Consider the following 15,857-nt stretch of genomic DNA (forward strand, 5'->3'; position numbering starts at 1 on the left):
TTAAAGTTCTTAAAATGACCAACTCCTTCCGGTTTTTGTTTTGACAATGCTCTGGCTTTCACAAAAAACCTTAAAAAACTTCTCCCAGCTCTTGTTGCTTAGCGCTCCGGGTCTTCCCCAGACTAAGCACAAGCACACCGGCTATGGCTGCTACAAGTGAAGCAAGCAGGATACTTATTTTCGCTACCTGAACAAGGTTTTCATCTGCAAATGCCAGGTTCGTGATAAACAGGGACATGGTGAACCCGATACCGGCTATCAGCCCGACTCCTACAATATGTTTCCAGCGGAGGCCTACCGGCAGGCGGGCAAAGCCCAGTTTAGCACCTAAATAGGAGAAGGCGGTAATGCCGCATACTTTCCCCAGCACCAATCCTGTTAAAATTCCGAGACCCAAAGGACTTGATAGTACTTCTGAAATTCCAAGACTGAGTTCTACTCCTGCATTGGCCAACGCAAAGACCGGAATGATAAAGAAGGCATTGAAACCGGTAAGCGCATTTTCCAGCCGCAGCAGGGGAGGGTGGGTGTGCTTCGTGTCATTTCGAATTGTTTCCAGAATATTCTGTTGCTTCTTATCAGTGAGCAGATGGGTGTTTACCAGGTCAATTTTTTCCAACTCCTGCACATGGGACTTTGTCCGTTGTTGAAAATCCCCACTTTCTAATTTCGGTTTAATGGGAATGGTAAGGGAAAACAGCACCCCGGCCAGGGTGGGATGTATTCCGGAGTCAAGGAAAGCCAGCCATAATACAATTCCCAGTAAAATATACAAAGACAGGTGTTTTATCCCTGTCTTGTTCAATATGGCCAGTATTAGCAGAGCCCCTCCTGCAATCAGCAGGTTCATCCAGGCTATTTGACTGCTGTAAAAAATGGCAATGACCAGAATCGCACCGATATCATCGGCAATGGCCAAAGCTACCAGAAATATCTTTAACTGCACAGGCACCCGCTTTCCTAAGAGACCCAGTATTCCAAGGGAATAGGCAATATCGGTAGCCATGGGAATACCCCAGCCTTTGGCTGTAGGCATGTTAAGGTTGAATAGGAAAAAAAGTAAAGCCGGTACGAGCATGCCACCCAGGGCAGCAAATATAGGCATGGAAGCTTTTTTGAAATTAGACAACTCTCCTACCATTACTTCTCTTTTCAATTCGAGACCGGCCACCAGAAAGAAGATTACCATCAGGCCGTCGTTGATCCATTCTTCCACCGAAAGGGAAATTTCCAGGTGCTCCGATGCCCCTATAACAATTTCATCAGTCAGGTAATGGTGGTATATATCGGCCACACCGGTATTGGCCAATACCAAAGCGACCAAAGTAGCAAAAATGAGCAGAAGGCCGCCTGCGGTTTCCCGGTCAAGGAATTTTCGGCCAGTTTCCTTCATGTAGCTTATAGGGGTAGATTCCTTTTTTACTTCTCTATCCATTTTTGTCCTTCGCTTGCATGGTTTATTTCAAAAAATTTTACTTCGGCAGAGGTAAAAGGTTTCATCAAATCCGTCATCCAATCTTCCCATTTTTCATCCCCTACCATGGCCACTTTTTCAAATTTGTTGGCATGTTGGACATCGAATTTCAAATCTTCCCAAAAGGCTTTTGGTTTCCATCCTTCAAAACCCTCCATTTCAAAATACCAGCGAATTTTTTTATGTTTCTCCACTATGTTGTTCAGCAGGGGCAATAGCTTATCGTAATCGGCTTCAGTCAAATTTCCTGTTGCCCTTGTGGCTATTAAATTCCCTTCTGTTTGTCCCAATATTTGTAGCATAACTCCTCTTTTAATTATTATTTAATTTATTCCTTTTTACAACATTAGTTACCTTATTAGGGGGTTTCTAAGCTCCTGAATTGCCCTAAGGGGATCATTGGAATTGAAAATACTACTTCCTGCTATAACAGCATCAGCTCCTGAATTCAAAATTTCCTTCACGTTATTCCTGTTAACCCCTCCATCTACTTCAATAAAGGCCTTTGCATCTTTTCTTTGTATCAATTGCTTTAATTCCTTTATTTTTTCCAGTGTATCGGGAATAAAATCTTGTCCGCCAAAACCCGGATTTACAGCCATTAGGCAAACTGTATCTAAATCTTTGATGACGTATTCCAGGCTTCCTAAAGAGGTATGCGGATTTAAAGCTACCCCTGCTTTACAACCTAGGTTTTTTATTTGTTGCACCACGCTGTGCAAATGAAGGCAGGCCTCGGCGTGCACCGTAATTTGCTCCCCATATTTAGAAAAAACTTCCAAATACCTTTCAGGTTGAGCAATCATTAAGTGCAACTCGACCGGTTTCTTGTTGTGCTTATGAATAGCTTGTAAAACAGGGGTTCCGAAGGAGATATTGGGAACAAACATACCGTCCATTACATCCACATGCAGCCAGTCTGCTTCACTTCTATTAATAGTTTCGAGGGTTTTGCCCAGGTGGGCAAAATCTGTCGAAAGAATGGAAGGGGCAACCATGAGATTTTTCATATCAACTATATTTTATCGGCTAGTTCAAAATTCAAACTAAAACCCTTACACACTAAATCTACCTGAAGAAAATTATAAAACAGGTTCCAACACAATCTCTGTTATTACAGAGTTAGAGATAAAACACTCAGCATGTGCTTTATGGTGCATTTTTTTCATTTCTTCTTCATCAGGTATATGTTCCCCCGAGAATTCTACTTTGGGCCGTAAAAAAACCCTGGTCACAGCCTGTTTACCATCCTTGTTTTTCTCAACCACAGCAACGGTTTCATCTTTGTAACTCTTTATAATATACTTTTTAAAGGAGGCAATAGCCAGAAAAGTCAATAAGTGGCAGCTGGAGAGGGAAGCAGCGAAGGCTTCTTCAGGATTGACAAATTCAGCTTTCCCCAAATACTCTGGAGCTGCAGATGCAGTAATTTGCGAGCCTCCTCCAAAGATCCATTGATGGGTACGTGTATAATTCTTATAGGAGAAATCCTCGGAATCGGATTTCCATTCTAGTTTAACTTTAAATTCTGACATTATTTTCTTGTTTTAATTCATGAATTTGTTTTATACGGCCTCCGGGAAAGGCAGTTTTCTTATTGTTATAAGCTAATAATCTCAAAGCATTGCCCACTACCAATAATGTAGAACCTTCGTGAACCAGTACTGCTATACCAATGTTGGCAAACCCGAAGATAGTGGCCGGAATTAATAAAGCTACAATCCCCAGGCTTACCCAAAGGTTTTGTTTGATGATGCTTTTGGCTTTCCGGCTCAAACCTATTGCAAAGGGCAGCGTTTCCAGTTTATCGGCCATCAGGGCTATATCGGCGGTTTCCAGAGCTACATCAGATCCTGCTGCCCCCATTGCAATACCCACGGTACTATGTGCCATAGCGGGAGCATCATTCACTCCATCGCCCACCATGGCTACTTTGTCCTCCTGTTTCTTTAATTTTTTAATAGCATCTACCTTTTCCTCGGGAAGCAGGCTTCCCCAGGCATCGGTAAGGCCAATTTCTTTGGCCACCGCATCAGCCACTTTTTGGTTATCCCCGGTGAGCATGATCATACGTTTAATACCGATTTTTTTAAGCTCCTCCAAGGTGGCTTTAGCTTCTTCCCGTGGAGTGTCCATAAGGGAAATAATTCCAATATACTCCTCATTCCTGCGTATCAACATTGTCGTGTTCCCTGCGGCTTCCTGTTCCCTTACTTTTTCAACGATTTCTTCTGAAGGCTTTTGATCATCGAGGGCTTCAAAGAGCTCAAGATTCCCCATATACACCTTATCTTCCCCGAGGCTGGCTTTTATACCTTTTCCTAAAACAGCTTCCATATTACTTGCTTCCGGAAATTGTGCATTTCCCAGGCGTTCTTTGCCGTCCCGTACCACTGCTTTTGCAAGGGGGTGGTTGCTTAAAGCCTCTACAGCTACAGCTGTTTTTAGCAGTTCCTCTTCACTTACGTCCGTTAAAGTGATAACTTTGGTGAGCTTTGGTTTGCCTTCAGTAAGGGTACCGGTTTTGTCAAAAGCAATAGCGGTGAGCACGCCAAGGTCTTCCAGGGGCCGCCCTCCCTTTACCAGAACACCACCCCTGGCTGCACGAGCCACTCCGCTAAGTACAGCACTGGGTGTGGAAATGGCCAGGGCACAGGGACTGGCAGCCACTAAAACTGCCATAGCCCTGTAGAAACTCTCACTAAAAGGTTCATCAATGACCAGAAAGGCGAAATTCAGCAAAACCACCAGGGCCAAAACCGATGGCACAAAATATTTTTCAAACTTATCAGTCAATAATTGGGTAGGTGATTTCTGTGTCTGGGCTTCATTCACTAATGTCACCAGTCTTGACAGTGTAGAATCCTGAGAGGTTTTTATCACCTTTACTTCCAGGGTACTATTGCCGTTGATGGTTCCCGCAAAAACCCGATGTTCTTCTTTTATTTCGCTTTCTTTTGAATAGTCCCTGTCAGGATCGGGTACGGGGGACTTATCCACAGGGACGCTCTCACCGGTGATGGGTGCCTGGTTCACACTACTATTGCCATTAACAACAACACCATCGGCAGAAATTTTGGTGTTGGATCTCACTACAACAATATCACCTATCTGAAGCTCTTCTATTTTTACTTCCTGCGTCTTTCCATCTCGTTTTATCAGAGCAGTTTTAGGTGCAAGGTCTGCTAAAGCTGCAATAGATTTTCGCGCCTTGTTCATGGCGTAATTTTCCAGTGCATGGCCCAGGCTAAATAGGAAGAGGAGCAAAGCCCCTTCTGCCCATTCTCCCAGAATGGCTGCCCCGATGGCCGCGACCAGCATAAGGAAATCAATTTCGAAACCTCCTTTGGCAACCGTTTCAATGGCTTCTTTTGCCGTGTAATAGCCCCCAAAGAAATAGGCGCCTATGTACAAGGCCAAACTTGCCCATTCGGGCACAGTTTCCAGGTAGGAAAGGCCAAAACCGGTGCCCAATAACACCCCGCAAATAATGGAAAAGTACATCTCAGTATTTTTTCCTAAAATACCCCCGTGGTCATGAGCGTGGCCTTCATCTTTAAGCTCTGCCTCTTTGTTGGAATGTTTATGGGTTTCAGCCGTTTCAGGAGGCACTTTTTTATTCTTTTTGGCAGTCTTGATTTTCAGGCCTTCGTTCCTCAGGATTTGACGAAAATCTTCTTCATCAGTTTTAGCCTTTATGAATTCCAGCCTTACGATTCCCGATTCGGATACCGAGGCTTCCATTATCTCCTCCAATCCTCTCAGGGCATTTTGAATTTTCCTCGCATGCCTTGCATGTCGTATTCCCTCAACCTCCAACAGGGTATGTCCAAATTCATTGGTCAATGATGCCCCTGCCTGTTTTGCGAGTTTTGTAATATGGGCAATGGAAATAATGTCGGGATCGTAATGAAAACAAAGCTGAGGGGTATCATCCTCTTTTTCAGAAACAATATGCACCTTTTCAATACCTTCCCTGTTTTGCAGGTGATCCATTAGCCTCTGCACACATTGATCGTTCTCATCGGGAACTTCCGGCAGGAGTATTGGCAGTTTTACTTGCGTTTTTTTCATTTTTTCTATCGGTTTTTCGATTCTTGTCCGGTAAACTCTCGCTGAAATCTTTAAATTGGCGATGATCTTTTAATTAATGCGCCTTCACCTCCTTGAACTTCTACTTTGTTTTTTAAGTTTAAATATCCTTTTTCTTACAGCGACCATGAAAGCAAGAGCTATCCCCAGCAATGCAAAAAGAAGGTTCATCAAGATTTGATTTTTATCACTAAAATTGAATATTTCCTGGTAACTCTCAGGGAGGTACTTCCACCAATTTTCATCTCCCTGTAAATAATTCATTTGTAGGGAAAGAACCAGCGGTTGCATGATCAATATTCCAAAGACCACACCTGTTAGAATCGCTATAAAAATTTTTCGCCTCCTCATAATTTCTTGTCTTTTTTTCAGGTTCCCCTAAAGAAAGGCAATCGGCAAAATCATGCAGTGAACCAGCCATTATGGCAATACTGCCCGAAAGAAAACCACCAATCAATTCGACTACCGTAAAGGTCAGGTTGAGAAAAAAGGCGGTTCTGGTATAGATTAACGGTTTTGCCCGAAACATTTATAAATTCTGCCAACATACCTCCGCCAAAATTTCCTAAGGCAGGCATGGCTGCAAACAATAGAACAGTCAAAAAATCATTCATAGATCATTTCTTCTTTTCAGTTATAAGTTACAACTTTCCTTATGGCATCTATATGTCTCCTTTATTACTTCCTGTATTTTTAATTTCGAGCTACAAAAAATTATGCCTGAAAAGGAAATCCCATTAGTAAGACAAACAGTTAGAACTTCCTTTACAGGACTTATTTTATTGTTGTTGCTCCCCGTCAATCAAATTTCTTTATGGATTTTCCCGTCTTTATTTGAAACGCATCTTCAATATCTGAAACATAAATAATTCCGTCGCCAGGATCCGTTGTCTTTCCATTTTCGACTATGATGTCTATTGCTTTTCGTGCTTCTTCATTTTGGCACACCAGTTCCAGTTTCACTACGGGACTATCTGTAATGCGAAAATCAAGGGAGGGGCTGGCACCTTTGGCTTTGAATGCACCGGTCCCTTCCCCTTGCGAAAGGGTCATGCTATTAAAGCCACTATCACTAAGGGCTTCAACTACTTTTTGTACTCTTTTTGGTTTTATAAATGCTTTTATTTCTTTCATCGCTATAGTTTGTATTAAGGATGAACCCTCTGGGTTAACTAATTAAGACAAACATTATACAGAGAGCCCATCCATTTAAGTTTTTAATTTAATGACCGTGAGAAGTCTGGCTCTTCTTCATTTCTGCTATCAAATAATAAGCATTGTTCCACGCCACCTTTGCACCTTCAGGTAAAGGTTGCAATAATTTAATTTCCACCCATCCTTCATTTTCTTCTCCTGTCACCACTTCCACCGGCTTAAAAGACCACTCGGTTTCCCCGTCCTCCTCGTGCTCTTCAGCAATAAAGATGTAGGATTTGTCTTCTTCCTCAATAATTGCTTCTTTCGGTAAGGCTGTTACTTCTGTTCCTGTGCCCGTAACGATCCTGCCGTTGATGTACATGCCCGGTACCAGGTTTTCTGAATCTTCCTGTATCTCTGCATGCACGTGGACAGCCCTGGGATTCTGTTCAAATTTCTTGCCGATAGAATAAATTTCAGCAGTATAAGTCTGGCCGGGCACTGATTCCATTTGTAACAGGACCTTTTGTCCCTCCTTGACTTTATATACATCTTTGGCAAAGACCATTAAATCTGCATGCACATGTTCGGCGTTGATCACTTCGAATAGCTCGGTTTGGGGATCAACATATTGTCCTACCTGCACACTTACATCTTCAATGCTCCCTTTTATTGGACTGACTACAGGAACATTCTCGACAATATTTCCTTCTCGTATGCCAGCAACATTAAGGTTTAACTGCCTGAGCTGTGATTCAAACCCTTGAACCTCTGCCTGCACAACACGATAATCGGCCTGTGCCTGTTGAAAAAGTTTGCCTGAACCTACTTCTTGTTCATAAAGCCTTTGTTGACGATTAAATTCTTGCTCCAGGTTCTGCAAACGGCTGTAAGCTGTCATATAATCGGTTTGTAACCTGGTGAGGTTAGGATGGGATAGATATGCCAGTACCTTACCTTTGCTTACTTGATCCCCCTCAATGACCTCAATAGAAGTTATATTGGCTCCTATAAAAGCAGTTACTGTAGCTTCATATTGTGGTGGGACTTCCAGTTGTCCGGTAGCTTCTACTATATCGGAAATGGGCCTTGTGGGCAGGGTGTCCACTTTTATTTCCAAACTGTTGAACTTGAGACTGGAAAGATGCACTTCACCCATTCCTCCTCCTTCTTCTCCTTCTTCATGACCTCCTTCTTCTTCTGCAGAATGTTCTTCCTGAGCTTCAGGGGACGCTTCTTCCGTACCTTTGCCTTCTCCGCCATTGCAGGCTGAAAGAAAGCTTACCGTAATGAGCAATGTGAACAGTTTTATAATGTGCTTTTTCATTTTTATATCTTTGTCTATTAATTAATTATCTTATTCTGAAGTATTTATATAATATTCGAGTTGGGAGCGGCTATCAAGATAGCTGCCCAATGCCTGCCAGGCATTCACTTCTATGCGTACGGCATCGCGTATGTTTTGCAGGAAAGTCACATAGTCAATTGCTCCTTCCCGATAAGCGATGATGGCCCCTGCCCGCTGTTCTCTGGCCAAGGGTAGCGCTTCTTCCTGATAGTATGTCCAGGAATTAAGCCACTTCAGGTATTCTTCGCGTGCCTCAGCATAAGCTGTCTTTAGCTCAAACTGCGTCTGCTGTAAATTAGCTTCAGCTATTTCGCGGTTTATTTTTGCTGATTGTGTTCTGCCCAATTCAGGTCCAAAGAACAAAGGAATGCTGATCCCTACCTGATATTGATAAAAGCCGGTTTGGCCGTCAATTTTCTGCCTGCCGTACTGCGCCTGAAATTTCGGAAGAAACTGCGATCGCCTCTCCCTTAGGGTTGCATCAGCCACCTCTATCCTTTGTTCATACACATTGAGCAGGGGATGGTTCCCAAGGGGTTGCAGTAATCCGCTAATGGGCTCATCAAACTGATCGGCAGGAACATTAGGTACCGTGTAAAGTGTGTCACTGGCAAACCACAGGTTGAATCGCTGCAAGGCTCCAAGATAATCCCTATAGGCCTGCTCTTTTTGTATTTCAACTTCATTGCCCTGGTTTACCGTAGCCAGGTATTCAAGTCTCGAGATTGTCTCTGTTTCCAACCTGATCTGTGCAGCTCTCTCAATATCGGTAAAGGCTGAATCCAGACTGTATAAGGTCTCATACTCATTTTTAGCAGCATATACCGACGCCCAGGCCTGACTTACCTCCAGTTCTACTTCAAGAATGGAAAGATCAAGGGCTTCTTCTGCCAGGGCCACCCTTTCCTTCTGCAACTTCAGGCGTGGCGCAATACCAAAGATGTCGATATTCTGTTGCTGAACCCCAATTTGTGTATAGACACCAAGATCAGCATTACTCGAACCACCGCTAATTTCTTCTGCGCCGGTGAATATCTGGGTATTACCAAGGTCCCAGGCCGTTTTCTTTAAAGCCTGCTGACTTTCTATCTCCAGGGCAGCAGCTCTTATTCTCGGAAAAGCCTCTATTGCCCGTTCCTTGGCCTCTTCTAACGAGAGGACTGGCAAAGAATCCTGTTGGACAATTATTTCAGCCTGAGCCGGAGAATTTTTCTGTGAAGAACTGTTTTCCTGTGCCTCTGCAGGGGTGCTAAATCCTAAGAGGCTTCCGACAGAAAGCAATGCCACCACTATTGCAGGGGCTGGTGCAAAGCCATTATTGTTATTACTATTTCTTCTGTTTTTCATATTTTCTATTAAAGTATAAAGGACTGGCAACACCACAAGGGTGAGAAGGGTAGCTGTAAGCATACCTCCAATAACCACGGTTGCTAAAGGGCGCTGCACCTCTGCACCGGCCGAAGAAGAAAATGCCATTGGCATAAATCCTAAAATATCTGTTACCGCTGTAAGCATGATCGGCCTGATTCGTTCTTTCGTACCCATAAAAATCCGGTCTTTGATACTGGTTACGCCTTCTTCTTTTAATGAATTAAAGCGATTCACCAGGACCAGACCGTTAAGTACTGCCACTCCAAAGAGCACGATAAAGCCTACACCTGCAGAGATACTAAAGGGCATGTCCCGGAGCCACAGGGCGAAAACACCCCCAATGGCCGCTAATGGAATGGCCATATAAATCATGATAGACTGCGAGAATGAGCCCAGGGCAAAATACAGCAGCACGAATATCAGCAAGAGAGCGATAGGCACCACAATAATCAGGCGGTCTTTGGCATTTTGAAGGTTCTCAAACTCACCGCCATAAGAAATGTAGTAACCTGGAGGTAAATCCAGTTCGGCACCCAGTTTTGCCTGAATATCATTCACAACCGACTCTACGTCACGGCCCCTCACATTTACCCCAACGTATGTTCTGCGATAGGTGTCGTCTCTGGAAATTTGCATTGGCCCGGGAACAAAGCTGATATCAGCTACTTCATTAATCGGGACTTGGGTACCATTAGGCAGATCAATGTATAAAGTCCGTATATCTTCAATACTCTGTCGGTGCTCTTCATCAAAGCGCACTACCAGGTCGAAACGTCTTTCTCCTTCAAAAACCACTCCTGCCACTCCACCTGCAAAAGCGGTATTTATATATTCATTTATTTTTTCGATTTCCAGCCCGTACTGTGCTAACTTGTCACGATTGTAGCGTACCGTCATTTGTGGGAGACCAGAAGTTCTCTCTGCATTTACATCTCCTGTTCCGGGTACAGTTTGAATAATCTCTGCCATTTCCTGAACCTTAGTGGATAGAACTTCCAAATCCTCGCCATAGAGTTTTACCGCAATATCTTCTCTTACCCCTTCCAATAGCTCATTAAACCTTAGCTCTATAGGTTGGGTAAAAACAAGGTTGACACCTGTGAGGTTTTTATTGAGTAGGTCCTGGATTTGTTCAATGAGTTCCTCTTTTGTGTCAGCAGAAACCCATTTGTCCCTGTCTTTTTCGAGTATGATGTACATATCTGCTATATCCATCGGCATGGGATCAGTAGGAATATCGGCCACCCCAATTCGGGCTGTTGCTGTCTCTATTTCCGGGAAGTTGTCCAAAAGTAAGGTCTCAATTTTTTTAGAGACTTCAATAGATTCATTTAATGAACTACCTGGACGGATTAAAGCTTGCATGGCAATGTCCCCTTCATCCAGCTGCGGAATAAATTCTCCCCCCATCGCGGAAAAAACATAGCCTGCAGCCCCCAATAAAACAATAGATCCTATGATCACCGCAGCTTTGAGGCGGAGGGAAGCTTTTAAGAGCGGAAGGTAAGCACGGTGAATGCCACCAATGATTTTATCACTGACTCTTTCCAGCCAGCGTTCTAACTTGCCATACCAGTTTTTCTTGTTTTCAATCGGCTTCATAAACAATGCCGTCATCATAGGAACGTAGGTAAGGCACAAGATAATGGCACCTATCATTGCAAAACCAAAAGTATAGGCCATTGGCTTGAACATTTTGCCTTCCACTCCTGTTAGGAACAAGATGGGTGTAAACACAATAAGGATGATAACCTGGCCGAAAAATGCCGACCCCATCATAGTGCTTCCGGAATCGTAAGCGACCTCATCCATGACCGCCTGATTAAATTTGACTTTTCCGGCTTTGATCCTTTTATGGATTTCATAAACGGCACCTTCTATAATAATAACCGCCCCATCAATAATTATCCCGAAGTCAATGGCCCCCAGGCTCATTAAATTTGCCCAAACCCCAAACTGCTTCATCAGGATGAAGGCAAAGAGCAAGGACAGCGGAATGGTAGTGGCTGTAATGAGGCCCCCACGCAAACTCCCCAATAGGAATACCAATGCAAAGATTACGATTAAAGCACCTTCCAACAGGTTTTTAGTCACGGTATCGGTTGTTCTTCCAATAAGGGCGCTTTGGTCAATGATGGGCCTTATTTCAAGTCCTTCCGGCAAGGATTCTTCTACCTCCGCCATCCTTTCCTGGACCCTCTGTATTACCGCATTGGGGTTTGAGCCCCTCAGCATCATAATAATACCGCCCACAGCTTCCTCTCCATCCTGAGTAAAAGCACCATAACGCACCTGACTTCCGAAACTCACTTTTTCGGCAATATTTCCAACTGTAACAGGAATCCCGTTTTCATTGGTAACCACTATTTTCCTGATGTCATCTAAAGACTGGATCAGGCCTTCTCCCCGAATGAAGTTGGACATTCTGTTCCTTTCAATGTAGGCTCCCCCGGTATTTACATTGTTCCGGGCCAGGGCCTCGTAAACCTGGGAGATGCTTACATCCAGCGCATTTAATTTCTCAGGACTAATAGCTACTTCGTACTGTTTGATGTATCCTCCAAAGGAATTCACTTCTACAACACCTTCAAGGAGTGTCAGCTGTCTCTTAATAATCCAGTCCTGAATACTTCGGAGCTCCGTAGGAGTATACTCCTCTTCATAATCTGGTTGTGGCTGGATGGTATATTCATAAATCTGTCCCAGCCCGGTGGAAATAGGCCCCATAGTTGGGCTACCAAAGTTTTCGGGAATGGTTTCCTGCAGCTCTGTCAATTTTTCCTGAACCAGCTGCCGGGGCAAATAAGTTCCCATGTCATCTTCAAAGACGATGGTTACCACGGATAGTCCAAAGCGGGAAACAGATCGTAATTCAGTCACCCCGGGGAGATTACCCATTGCCAGTTCGACCGGATAAGTGACAAACTGTTCAATATCTTCAGTACCTAAGCTGGGAGATTGGGTAATCACCTGTACCTGGTTATTTGTAATATCAGGAACTGAACCCAGGTTCACGGTCATCATCGACCATATTCCGGCTCCTATAAGTGCCAATGTTAGCAGTCCTACTATAAACTTGTTGTTTATAGAGAATGCTATAATTTTGTTAATCATTAATAATAGAATTTAATTCAACGTAAATAGATGAGATGGCCATTAAAGAAGTCAATGGCGTCAGGATATAATTATCCTATCACAAAAGTTAAATTAAACTTGGGGTGGTTGAAAGATAGTACCTAAACTGGCCGAGGAAAATGGAGGTTGGTAGAATAAAGAATTAGTTTTTGCTTCTGGAATTCCTAAGGAATAGGTTTCAAGATTCGGCGAATCAACATAGGCCATGCCATGATAACACGAGTGGTTGCCTTGTAATGGAAGTTCACCATCATGATTATCCTTCTCGTGGCCCGGAAATTTTTTCTGATCCCCATAATGATAATCTATGAAATCAAAAAAAGTAATACCGGTATCTGCCGATTGTTCTTTATAATGCTCAACAAGATTTGGTATTTTCAGTAGTTCACAGCACCAATCCGTTACTGGTCCCGAAGATTGGAACAAGAAAATGACGGATAAAAAAGTGGTTGCTAGAATTTTCACATTACAAAGATAAAAAATTTAAATGCAACAGAAGTGCAAAAGTAGAACTTCTAATATTTAGCGAATTGAAATGAAAATTTAAAACCGATGCCTGCGGCCATTTGAGCGGAAGAAATCAGATATTAAACCAGTTTTTAGAATGGATTAAACTGAGGTAATTCCTGGAAGAAATTTGGCGGGATGAATATCAACATAATACACTATTTCTCTATCATATTTAATAAGTTGCTTAAATAATAAATAATTTATATCTTAGCAGCTTTAAAATTTTTTATGAAACTTGAAATAATCTGTACACGTGCTGAAGCTAACCATACACAGCTATTGAATTGTCAGGCAACAATTGAAAGTTTGGACAACGGTTTCCAGCAGATGACAAAACTCCTTTCTATTGCCGGTAATGAGGTGCGTTTAAAGATTCTCTTCCTTTTAAACATGGAGAAGGAATTATGTCCCTGTGATATAGCAGACATTTTAAAAATGAGTATGCCGGCGATTTCGCAACATATTCGAAAAATTAAAGACGCCGGCTTTATTGTCTCCAGAAGGGAGGGGCAAACTTTATATTATTCGCTGGTAAATTCTGAAACCCAGGTTCTGGATAACATTTTGAGTTCAATTAAATCATCAAGAAAATCCGCTTAAAATGGATGCATCTCAAAATAGATCCAATAAAGCTGCTTTAAGCGGTGTAGTAGCGGCAACAGCAGCATCTTTATGTTGTATTGCACCAGTTCTTGCTTTGGTCGTGGGCACGAGTGGAATGGCTACTACCTTTTCGTGGATGGAACCTTTCCGGCCGTATTTAATTGCGCTCACGGTTTTAGTTCTGGGCCTGGCCTGGTATCAAAAACTAAGATCTAAAAAAGAAGCTGAAAGTGATTGCGGATGTGCAGAAGATGAAAAACCAACATTTCTGCAGTCAAAGAAGTTTTTACTGATTGTAACATTATTTGCAGGGCTCATGCTGGCTTTTCCCACTTACTCCGAAGTATTTTACAGCCAACCTACCAAGGAAATAGTCTATGTTTCACAATCAAATATTGTTAAGGAGGTATTTGTTGTAGAAGGAATGACCTGCGCAGGATGTGAAGCCCCTGTGGAAAATGAAGTCAATAAACTTGATGGCATTATTTCGGTAAAGGCAAATTATGAAAATGCCAATACGGTAGTCGAATATGACAAAACAAAAGTAGATAAGGCTGCAATTATTAGTGCTATAAGCAGTACCGGTTATAAGGTAGTTGATAAGTAACTTAAAAAGAACCAGATGAAAAATTATGATGTTTTTGTGATAGGTTCCGGAATGGCAGGAATGAATATTGCCAATAAATGTGCTTCTAAAGGGCTTAGGGTGGGAATCACAGATAAATTGCCCTATGGTGGTACCTGCGCTCTTCGTGGATGTGATCCCAAAAAGATCATGCTCGGCCCTACTGAAGTAAAACATTTGGCTGATAATCTACACGAGAAGCAAATTTCTGAAGTACCAGCTATCTACTGGCAGGAAGCAATGAAATTTAAACAGGATTTTGTGGATGCTATGCCGCCTAAAATTGAAAAAGGATATAAACACAATGATATCGACACCTATCATGGTGCCGCTCGCTTCATCGGCAGTGATGCAGTCGAAATTGCATCGGAAGTTTTAAAGGGAAGCAAGATTGTTATTGCAACTGGAGCACGTCCACGCCAGTTGAAATTTGACGGTGGTCACCTTGCATTGACAAGTACAGATTTTTTAAATCTTCAGGAACTTCCTAACTCATTAATCTTTATAGGTGGTGGATACATTGCCTTTGAGTTTGCACATATAGCTAAGCGATGTGGAGCAGAAGTTACCATCATACATCGGGGACCTCAGCCTTTGGAGAATTTTGATAAGGATATAGTTCACCATTTGTCGGAGGCCACCAGAAAACTTGGAGTAAGATTGATGCTCGAAACAAACGTCACGGGAATCAAGCAAGATGCAAAAGGTTATACGGTAATTGGTGAAACAAATGGTTCCGAAACAGAGTTTACAGCTGAAGCTGTTTTCAACAGTGCGGGAAGAGTACCCCATATTGATGACTTGAACTTGAAGAAGGCTTCTGTAAATTATAACAAGAAAGGAATTGAGGTCAATAAGTACTTACAAAGTACCTCCAATCCATCCATATATGCTGCTGGTGACGCTGCCGATACTGATGGGCTTCCATTAACCCCGGTAGCTGTTTATGAAGGTAATATCATTGCTTCCAACATATTAAAGGGTAAAAATAAGAAACCGGAATATCCACCTATGCCGTCAGTTGTCTTTACCCTACCACCTATGGCTTCGGTAGGTCTGACTGAAGTGGAAGCGGAGAAAGCTGGGTTAAATATCAAAGTGAACAGTAAGGCAGTTCCAGGGTGGTTCAATGCTAAACGTCTTAACGTTCAGGAATATGCTTATAAAACCATAATAGACACTGATAAAAGTACTTTGGTGGGAGCTCATCTCATTGGTCCGGGGGTAGAAGAAACGATTAACTTTTTCTCACTTGCGATGTACAAAGAGGTGCCAGTACGAGACTTAAAGAAAATGATTTATGCCTATCCGACAATGGGCTCGGATATCACATCAATGTTATAAACATACCTATGGAAACTATTTTAAAATCTGTTTTGACGTGTTCTAATTGCGGCCACTCCAAGCAAGAAGAAATGCCAACAGATGCCTGCCAGTTTTTTTATCAATGTGAGCAATGTAAAGAGGTTTTAAGGCCCAAAGAGGGTGATTGTTGTGTGTTCTGTTCATTTGGAAGTATTCCCTGTCCTCCTATTCAGGAGAATAAAAGTTGCTGTTAAATT

16 protein-coding genes are annotated in these 15,857 nt (G+C 42.6%); 4 read left to right on the forward strand and 12 right to left on the reverse strand.

Annotated features, from left to right (window positions below; all coding sequences use genetic code 11):
• Positions 1–70: 70 nt before the first annotated feature.
• From nhaA to ACOV1Q_RS04295, 12 genes are all read right to left on the reverse strand, one after another.
• On the reverse strand, positions 71–1,435 hold the full coding sequence (nhaA, locus tag ACOV1Q_RS04240; RefSeq protein WP_168025981.1) for a Na+/H+ antiporter NhaA: 1,365 nt from the start codon (positions 1,433–1,435) through the stop codon (positions 71–73).
• Entirely contained in the window at positions 1,420–1,776 is a 357-nt protein-coding gene (locus tag ACOV1Q_RS04245) for a SpoIIAA family protein (RefSeq protein ID WP_168025982.1), read from the reverse strand. The genes nhaA and ACOV1Q_RS04245 overlap by 16 nt, the downstream gene beginning before the upstream one ends.
• Before the next feature lie 48 nt (positions 1,777–1,824).
• Positions 1,825–2,484 (reverse strand): ribulose-phosphate 3-epimerase, encoded by a 660-nt coding sequence (gene rpe, locus ACOV1Q_RS04250; protein WP_168025983.1) that lies wholly within the window; start codon positions 2,482–2,484, stop codon positions 1,825–1,827.
• Positions 2,485–2,556: 72 nt separating this feature from the next.
• Positions 2,557–3,009: an OsmC family protein gene (locus ACOV1Q_RS04255; RefSeq protein WP_168025984.1), complete on the reverse strand. Its 453-nt coding sequence runs from the start codon at positions 3,007–3,009 to the stop codon at positions 2,557–2,559.
• Positions 2,996–5,548: a heavy metal translocating P-type ATPase gene (locus ACOV1Q_RS04260; RefSeq protein ID WP_168025985.1), complete on the reverse strand. Its 2,553-nt coding sequence runs from the start codon at positions 5,546–5,548 to the stop codon at positions 2,996–2,998. Before ACOV1Q_RS04260 ends, ACOV1Q_RS04255 begins: the two co-directional genes overlap by 14 nt.
• 84 nt (positions 5,549–5,632) lie before the next feature.
• The gene (locus ACOV1Q_RS04265; protein WP_424493401.1) at positions 5,633–5,917 is read right to left on the reverse strand and encodes a hypothetical protein; all 285 of its coding nucleotides are present in this window, start codon (positions 5,915–5,917) and stop codon (positions 5,633–5,635) included.
• Positions 5,808–6,044, reverse strand: coding sequence for a hypothetical protein (locus ACOV1Q_RS04270; RefSeq protein WP_424493396.1), 237 nt, complete (start codon positions 6,042–6,044; stop codon positions 5,808–5,810). The genes ACOV1Q_RS04265 and ACOV1Q_RS04270 overlap by 110 nt, the downstream gene beginning before the upstream one ends.
• Positions 5,968–6,180, reverse strand: coding sequence for a hypothetical protein (locus tag ACOV1Q_RS04275; protein WP_235955770.1), 213 nt, complete (start codon positions 6,178–6,180; stop codon positions 5,968–5,970). The genes ACOV1Q_RS04270 and ACOV1Q_RS04275 overlap by 77 nt, the downstream gene beginning before the upstream one ends.
• A 184-nt stretch (positions 6,181–6,364) precedes the next feature.
• Positions 6,365–6,700: a P-II family nitrogen regulator gene (locus ACOV1Q_RS04280; protein ID WP_168025987.1), complete on the reverse strand. Its 336-nt coding sequence runs from the start codon at positions 6,698–6,700 to the stop codon at positions 6,365–6,367.
• 88 nt (positions 6,701–6,788) lie between these two features.
• Entirely contained in the window at positions 6,789–8,030 is a 1,242-nt protein-coding gene (locus ACOV1Q_RS04285; RefSeq protein ID WP_168025988.1) for an efflux RND transporter periplasmic adaptor subunit, read from the reverse strand.
• A 30-nt stretch (positions 8,031–8,060) separates the two neighbouring features.
• Positions 8,061–12,536, reverse strand: coding sequence for a CusA/CzcA family heavy metal efflux RND transporter (locus tag ACOV1Q_RS04290; RefSeq protein ID WP_168025989.1), 4,476 nt, complete (start codon positions 12,534–12,536; stop codon positions 8,061–8,063).
• Between the two features lie 93 nt (positions 12,537–12,629).
• On the reverse strand, positions 12,630–13,022 hold the full coding sequence (locus tag ACOV1Q_RS04295) for a hypothetical protein (protein WP_168025990.1): 393 nt from the start codon (positions 13,020–13,022) through the stop codon (positions 12,630–12,632).
• 273 nt (positions 13,023–13,295) lie between these two features.
• Here ACOV1Q_RS04295 and ACOV1Q_RS04300 point away from each other — a divergent pair, with 273 nt between their 5' ends.
• Genes ACOV1Q_RS04300 through ACOV1Q_RS04315 form a run of 4 tightly spaced genes read left to right on the forward strand, consistent with a single transcriptional unit; the run spans position 13,296 to position 15,854 of the window.
• Entirely contained in the window at positions 13,296–13,667 is a 372-nt protein-coding gene (locus tag ACOV1Q_RS04300) for an ArsR/SmtB family transcription factor (RefSeq protein ID WP_168025991.1), read from the forward strand.
• Between the two features lies 1 nt (position 13,668).
• Positions 13,669–14,277: a mercuric transport protein MerTP gene (gene merTP / locus ACOV1Q_RS04305; protein ID WP_168025992.1), complete on the forward strand. Its 609-nt coding sequence runs from the start codon at positions 13,669–13,671 to the stop codon at positions 14,275–14,277.
• Positions 14,278–14,292: 15 nt separating this feature from the next.
• A complete protein-coding gene (locus ACOV1Q_RS04310) occupies positions 14,293–15,639 on the forward strand; it encodes a dihydrolipoyl dehydrogenase family protein (RefSeq protein WP_424493169.1) in 1,347 nt (448 codons plus the stop codon).
• Positions 15,640–15,647: 8 nt separating this feature from the next.
• Positions 15,648–15,854 carry a GDCCVxC domain-containing (seleno)protein gene (locus ACOV1Q_RS04315; RefSeq protein WP_229793613.1) on the forward strand — a complete coding sequence of 69 codons (207 nt, stop codon included), beginning with the start codon at positions 15,648–15,650 and terminating at the stop codon, positions 15,852–15,854.
• The last annotated feature ends 3 nt before the right edge of the window (positions 15,855–15,857 follow it).

It is taken from the genome of Salinimicrobium maris (genome assembly GCF_049680855.1).
GTDB lineage: Bacteria > Bacteroidota > Bacteroidia > Flavobacteriales > Flavobacteriaceae > Salinimicrobium.

What these genes read in the sequence shown, in the direction of transcription:
- nhaA (WP_168025981.1), bottom strand. Translation starts at nt 1,435, where the DNA reads ATGGATAGAGAAGTAAAAAAGGAATCTACCCCTATAAGCTACATGAAG.
- ACOV1Q_RS04245 (WP_168025982.1), bottom strand. Translation starts at nt 1,776, where the DNA reads ATGCTACAAATATTGGGACAAACAGAAGGGAATTTAATAGCCACAAGG.
- rpe (WP_168025983.1), bottom strand. Translation starts at nt 2,484, where the DNA reads ATGAAAAATCTCATGGTTGCCCCTTCCATTCTTTCGACAGATTTTGCC.
- ACOV1Q_RS04255 (WP_168025984.1), bottom strand. Translation starts at nt 3,009, where the DNA reads ATGTCAGAATTTAAAGTTAAACTAGAATGGAAATCCGATTCCGAGGAT.
- ACOV1Q_RS04260 (WP_168025985.1), bottom strand. Translation starts at nt 5,548, where the DNA reads ATGAAAAAAACGCAAGTAAAACTGCCAATACTCCTGCCGGAAGTTCCC.
- ACOV1Q_RS04265 (WP_424493401.1), bottom strand. Translation starts at nt 5,917, where the DNA reads ATGAGGAGGCGAAAAATTTTTATAGCGATTCTAACAGGTGTGGTCTTT.
- ACOV1Q_RS04275 (WP_235955770.1), bottom strand. Translation starts at nt 6,180, where the DNA reads ATGAATGATTTTTTGACTGTTCTATTGTTTGCAGCCATGCCTGCCTTA.
- ACOV1Q_RS04280 (WP_168025987.1), bottom strand. Translation starts at nt 6,700, where the DNA reads ATGAAAGAAATAAAAGCATTTATAAAACCAAAAAGAGTACAAAAAGTA.
- ACOV1Q_RS04285 (WP_168025988.1), bottom strand. Translation starts at nt 8,030, where the DNA reads ATGAAAAAGCACATTATAAAACTGTTCACATTGCTCATTACGGTAAGC.
- ACOV1Q_RS04290 (WP_168025989.1), bottom strand. Translation starts at nt 12,536, where the DNA reads ATGATTAACAAAATTATAGCATTCTCTATAAACAACAAGTTTATAGTA.
- ACOV1Q_RS04300 (WP_168025991.1), top strand. Translation starts at nt 13,296, where the DNA reads ATGAAACTTGAAATAATCTGTACACGTGCTGAAGCTAACCATACACAG.
- merTP (WP_168025992.1), top strand. Translation starts at nt 13,669, where the DNA reads ATGGATGCATCTCAAAATAGATCCAATAAAGCTGCTTTAAGCGGTGTA.
- ACOV1Q_RS04310 (WP_424493169.1), top strand. Translation starts at nt 14,293, where the DNA reads ATGAAAAATTATGATGTTTTTGTGATAGGTTCCGGAATGGCAGGAATG.
- ACOV1Q_RS04315 (WP_229793613.1), top strand. Translation starts at nt 15,648, where the DNA reads ATGGAAACTATTTTAAAATCTGTTTTGACGTGTTCTAATTGCGGCCAC.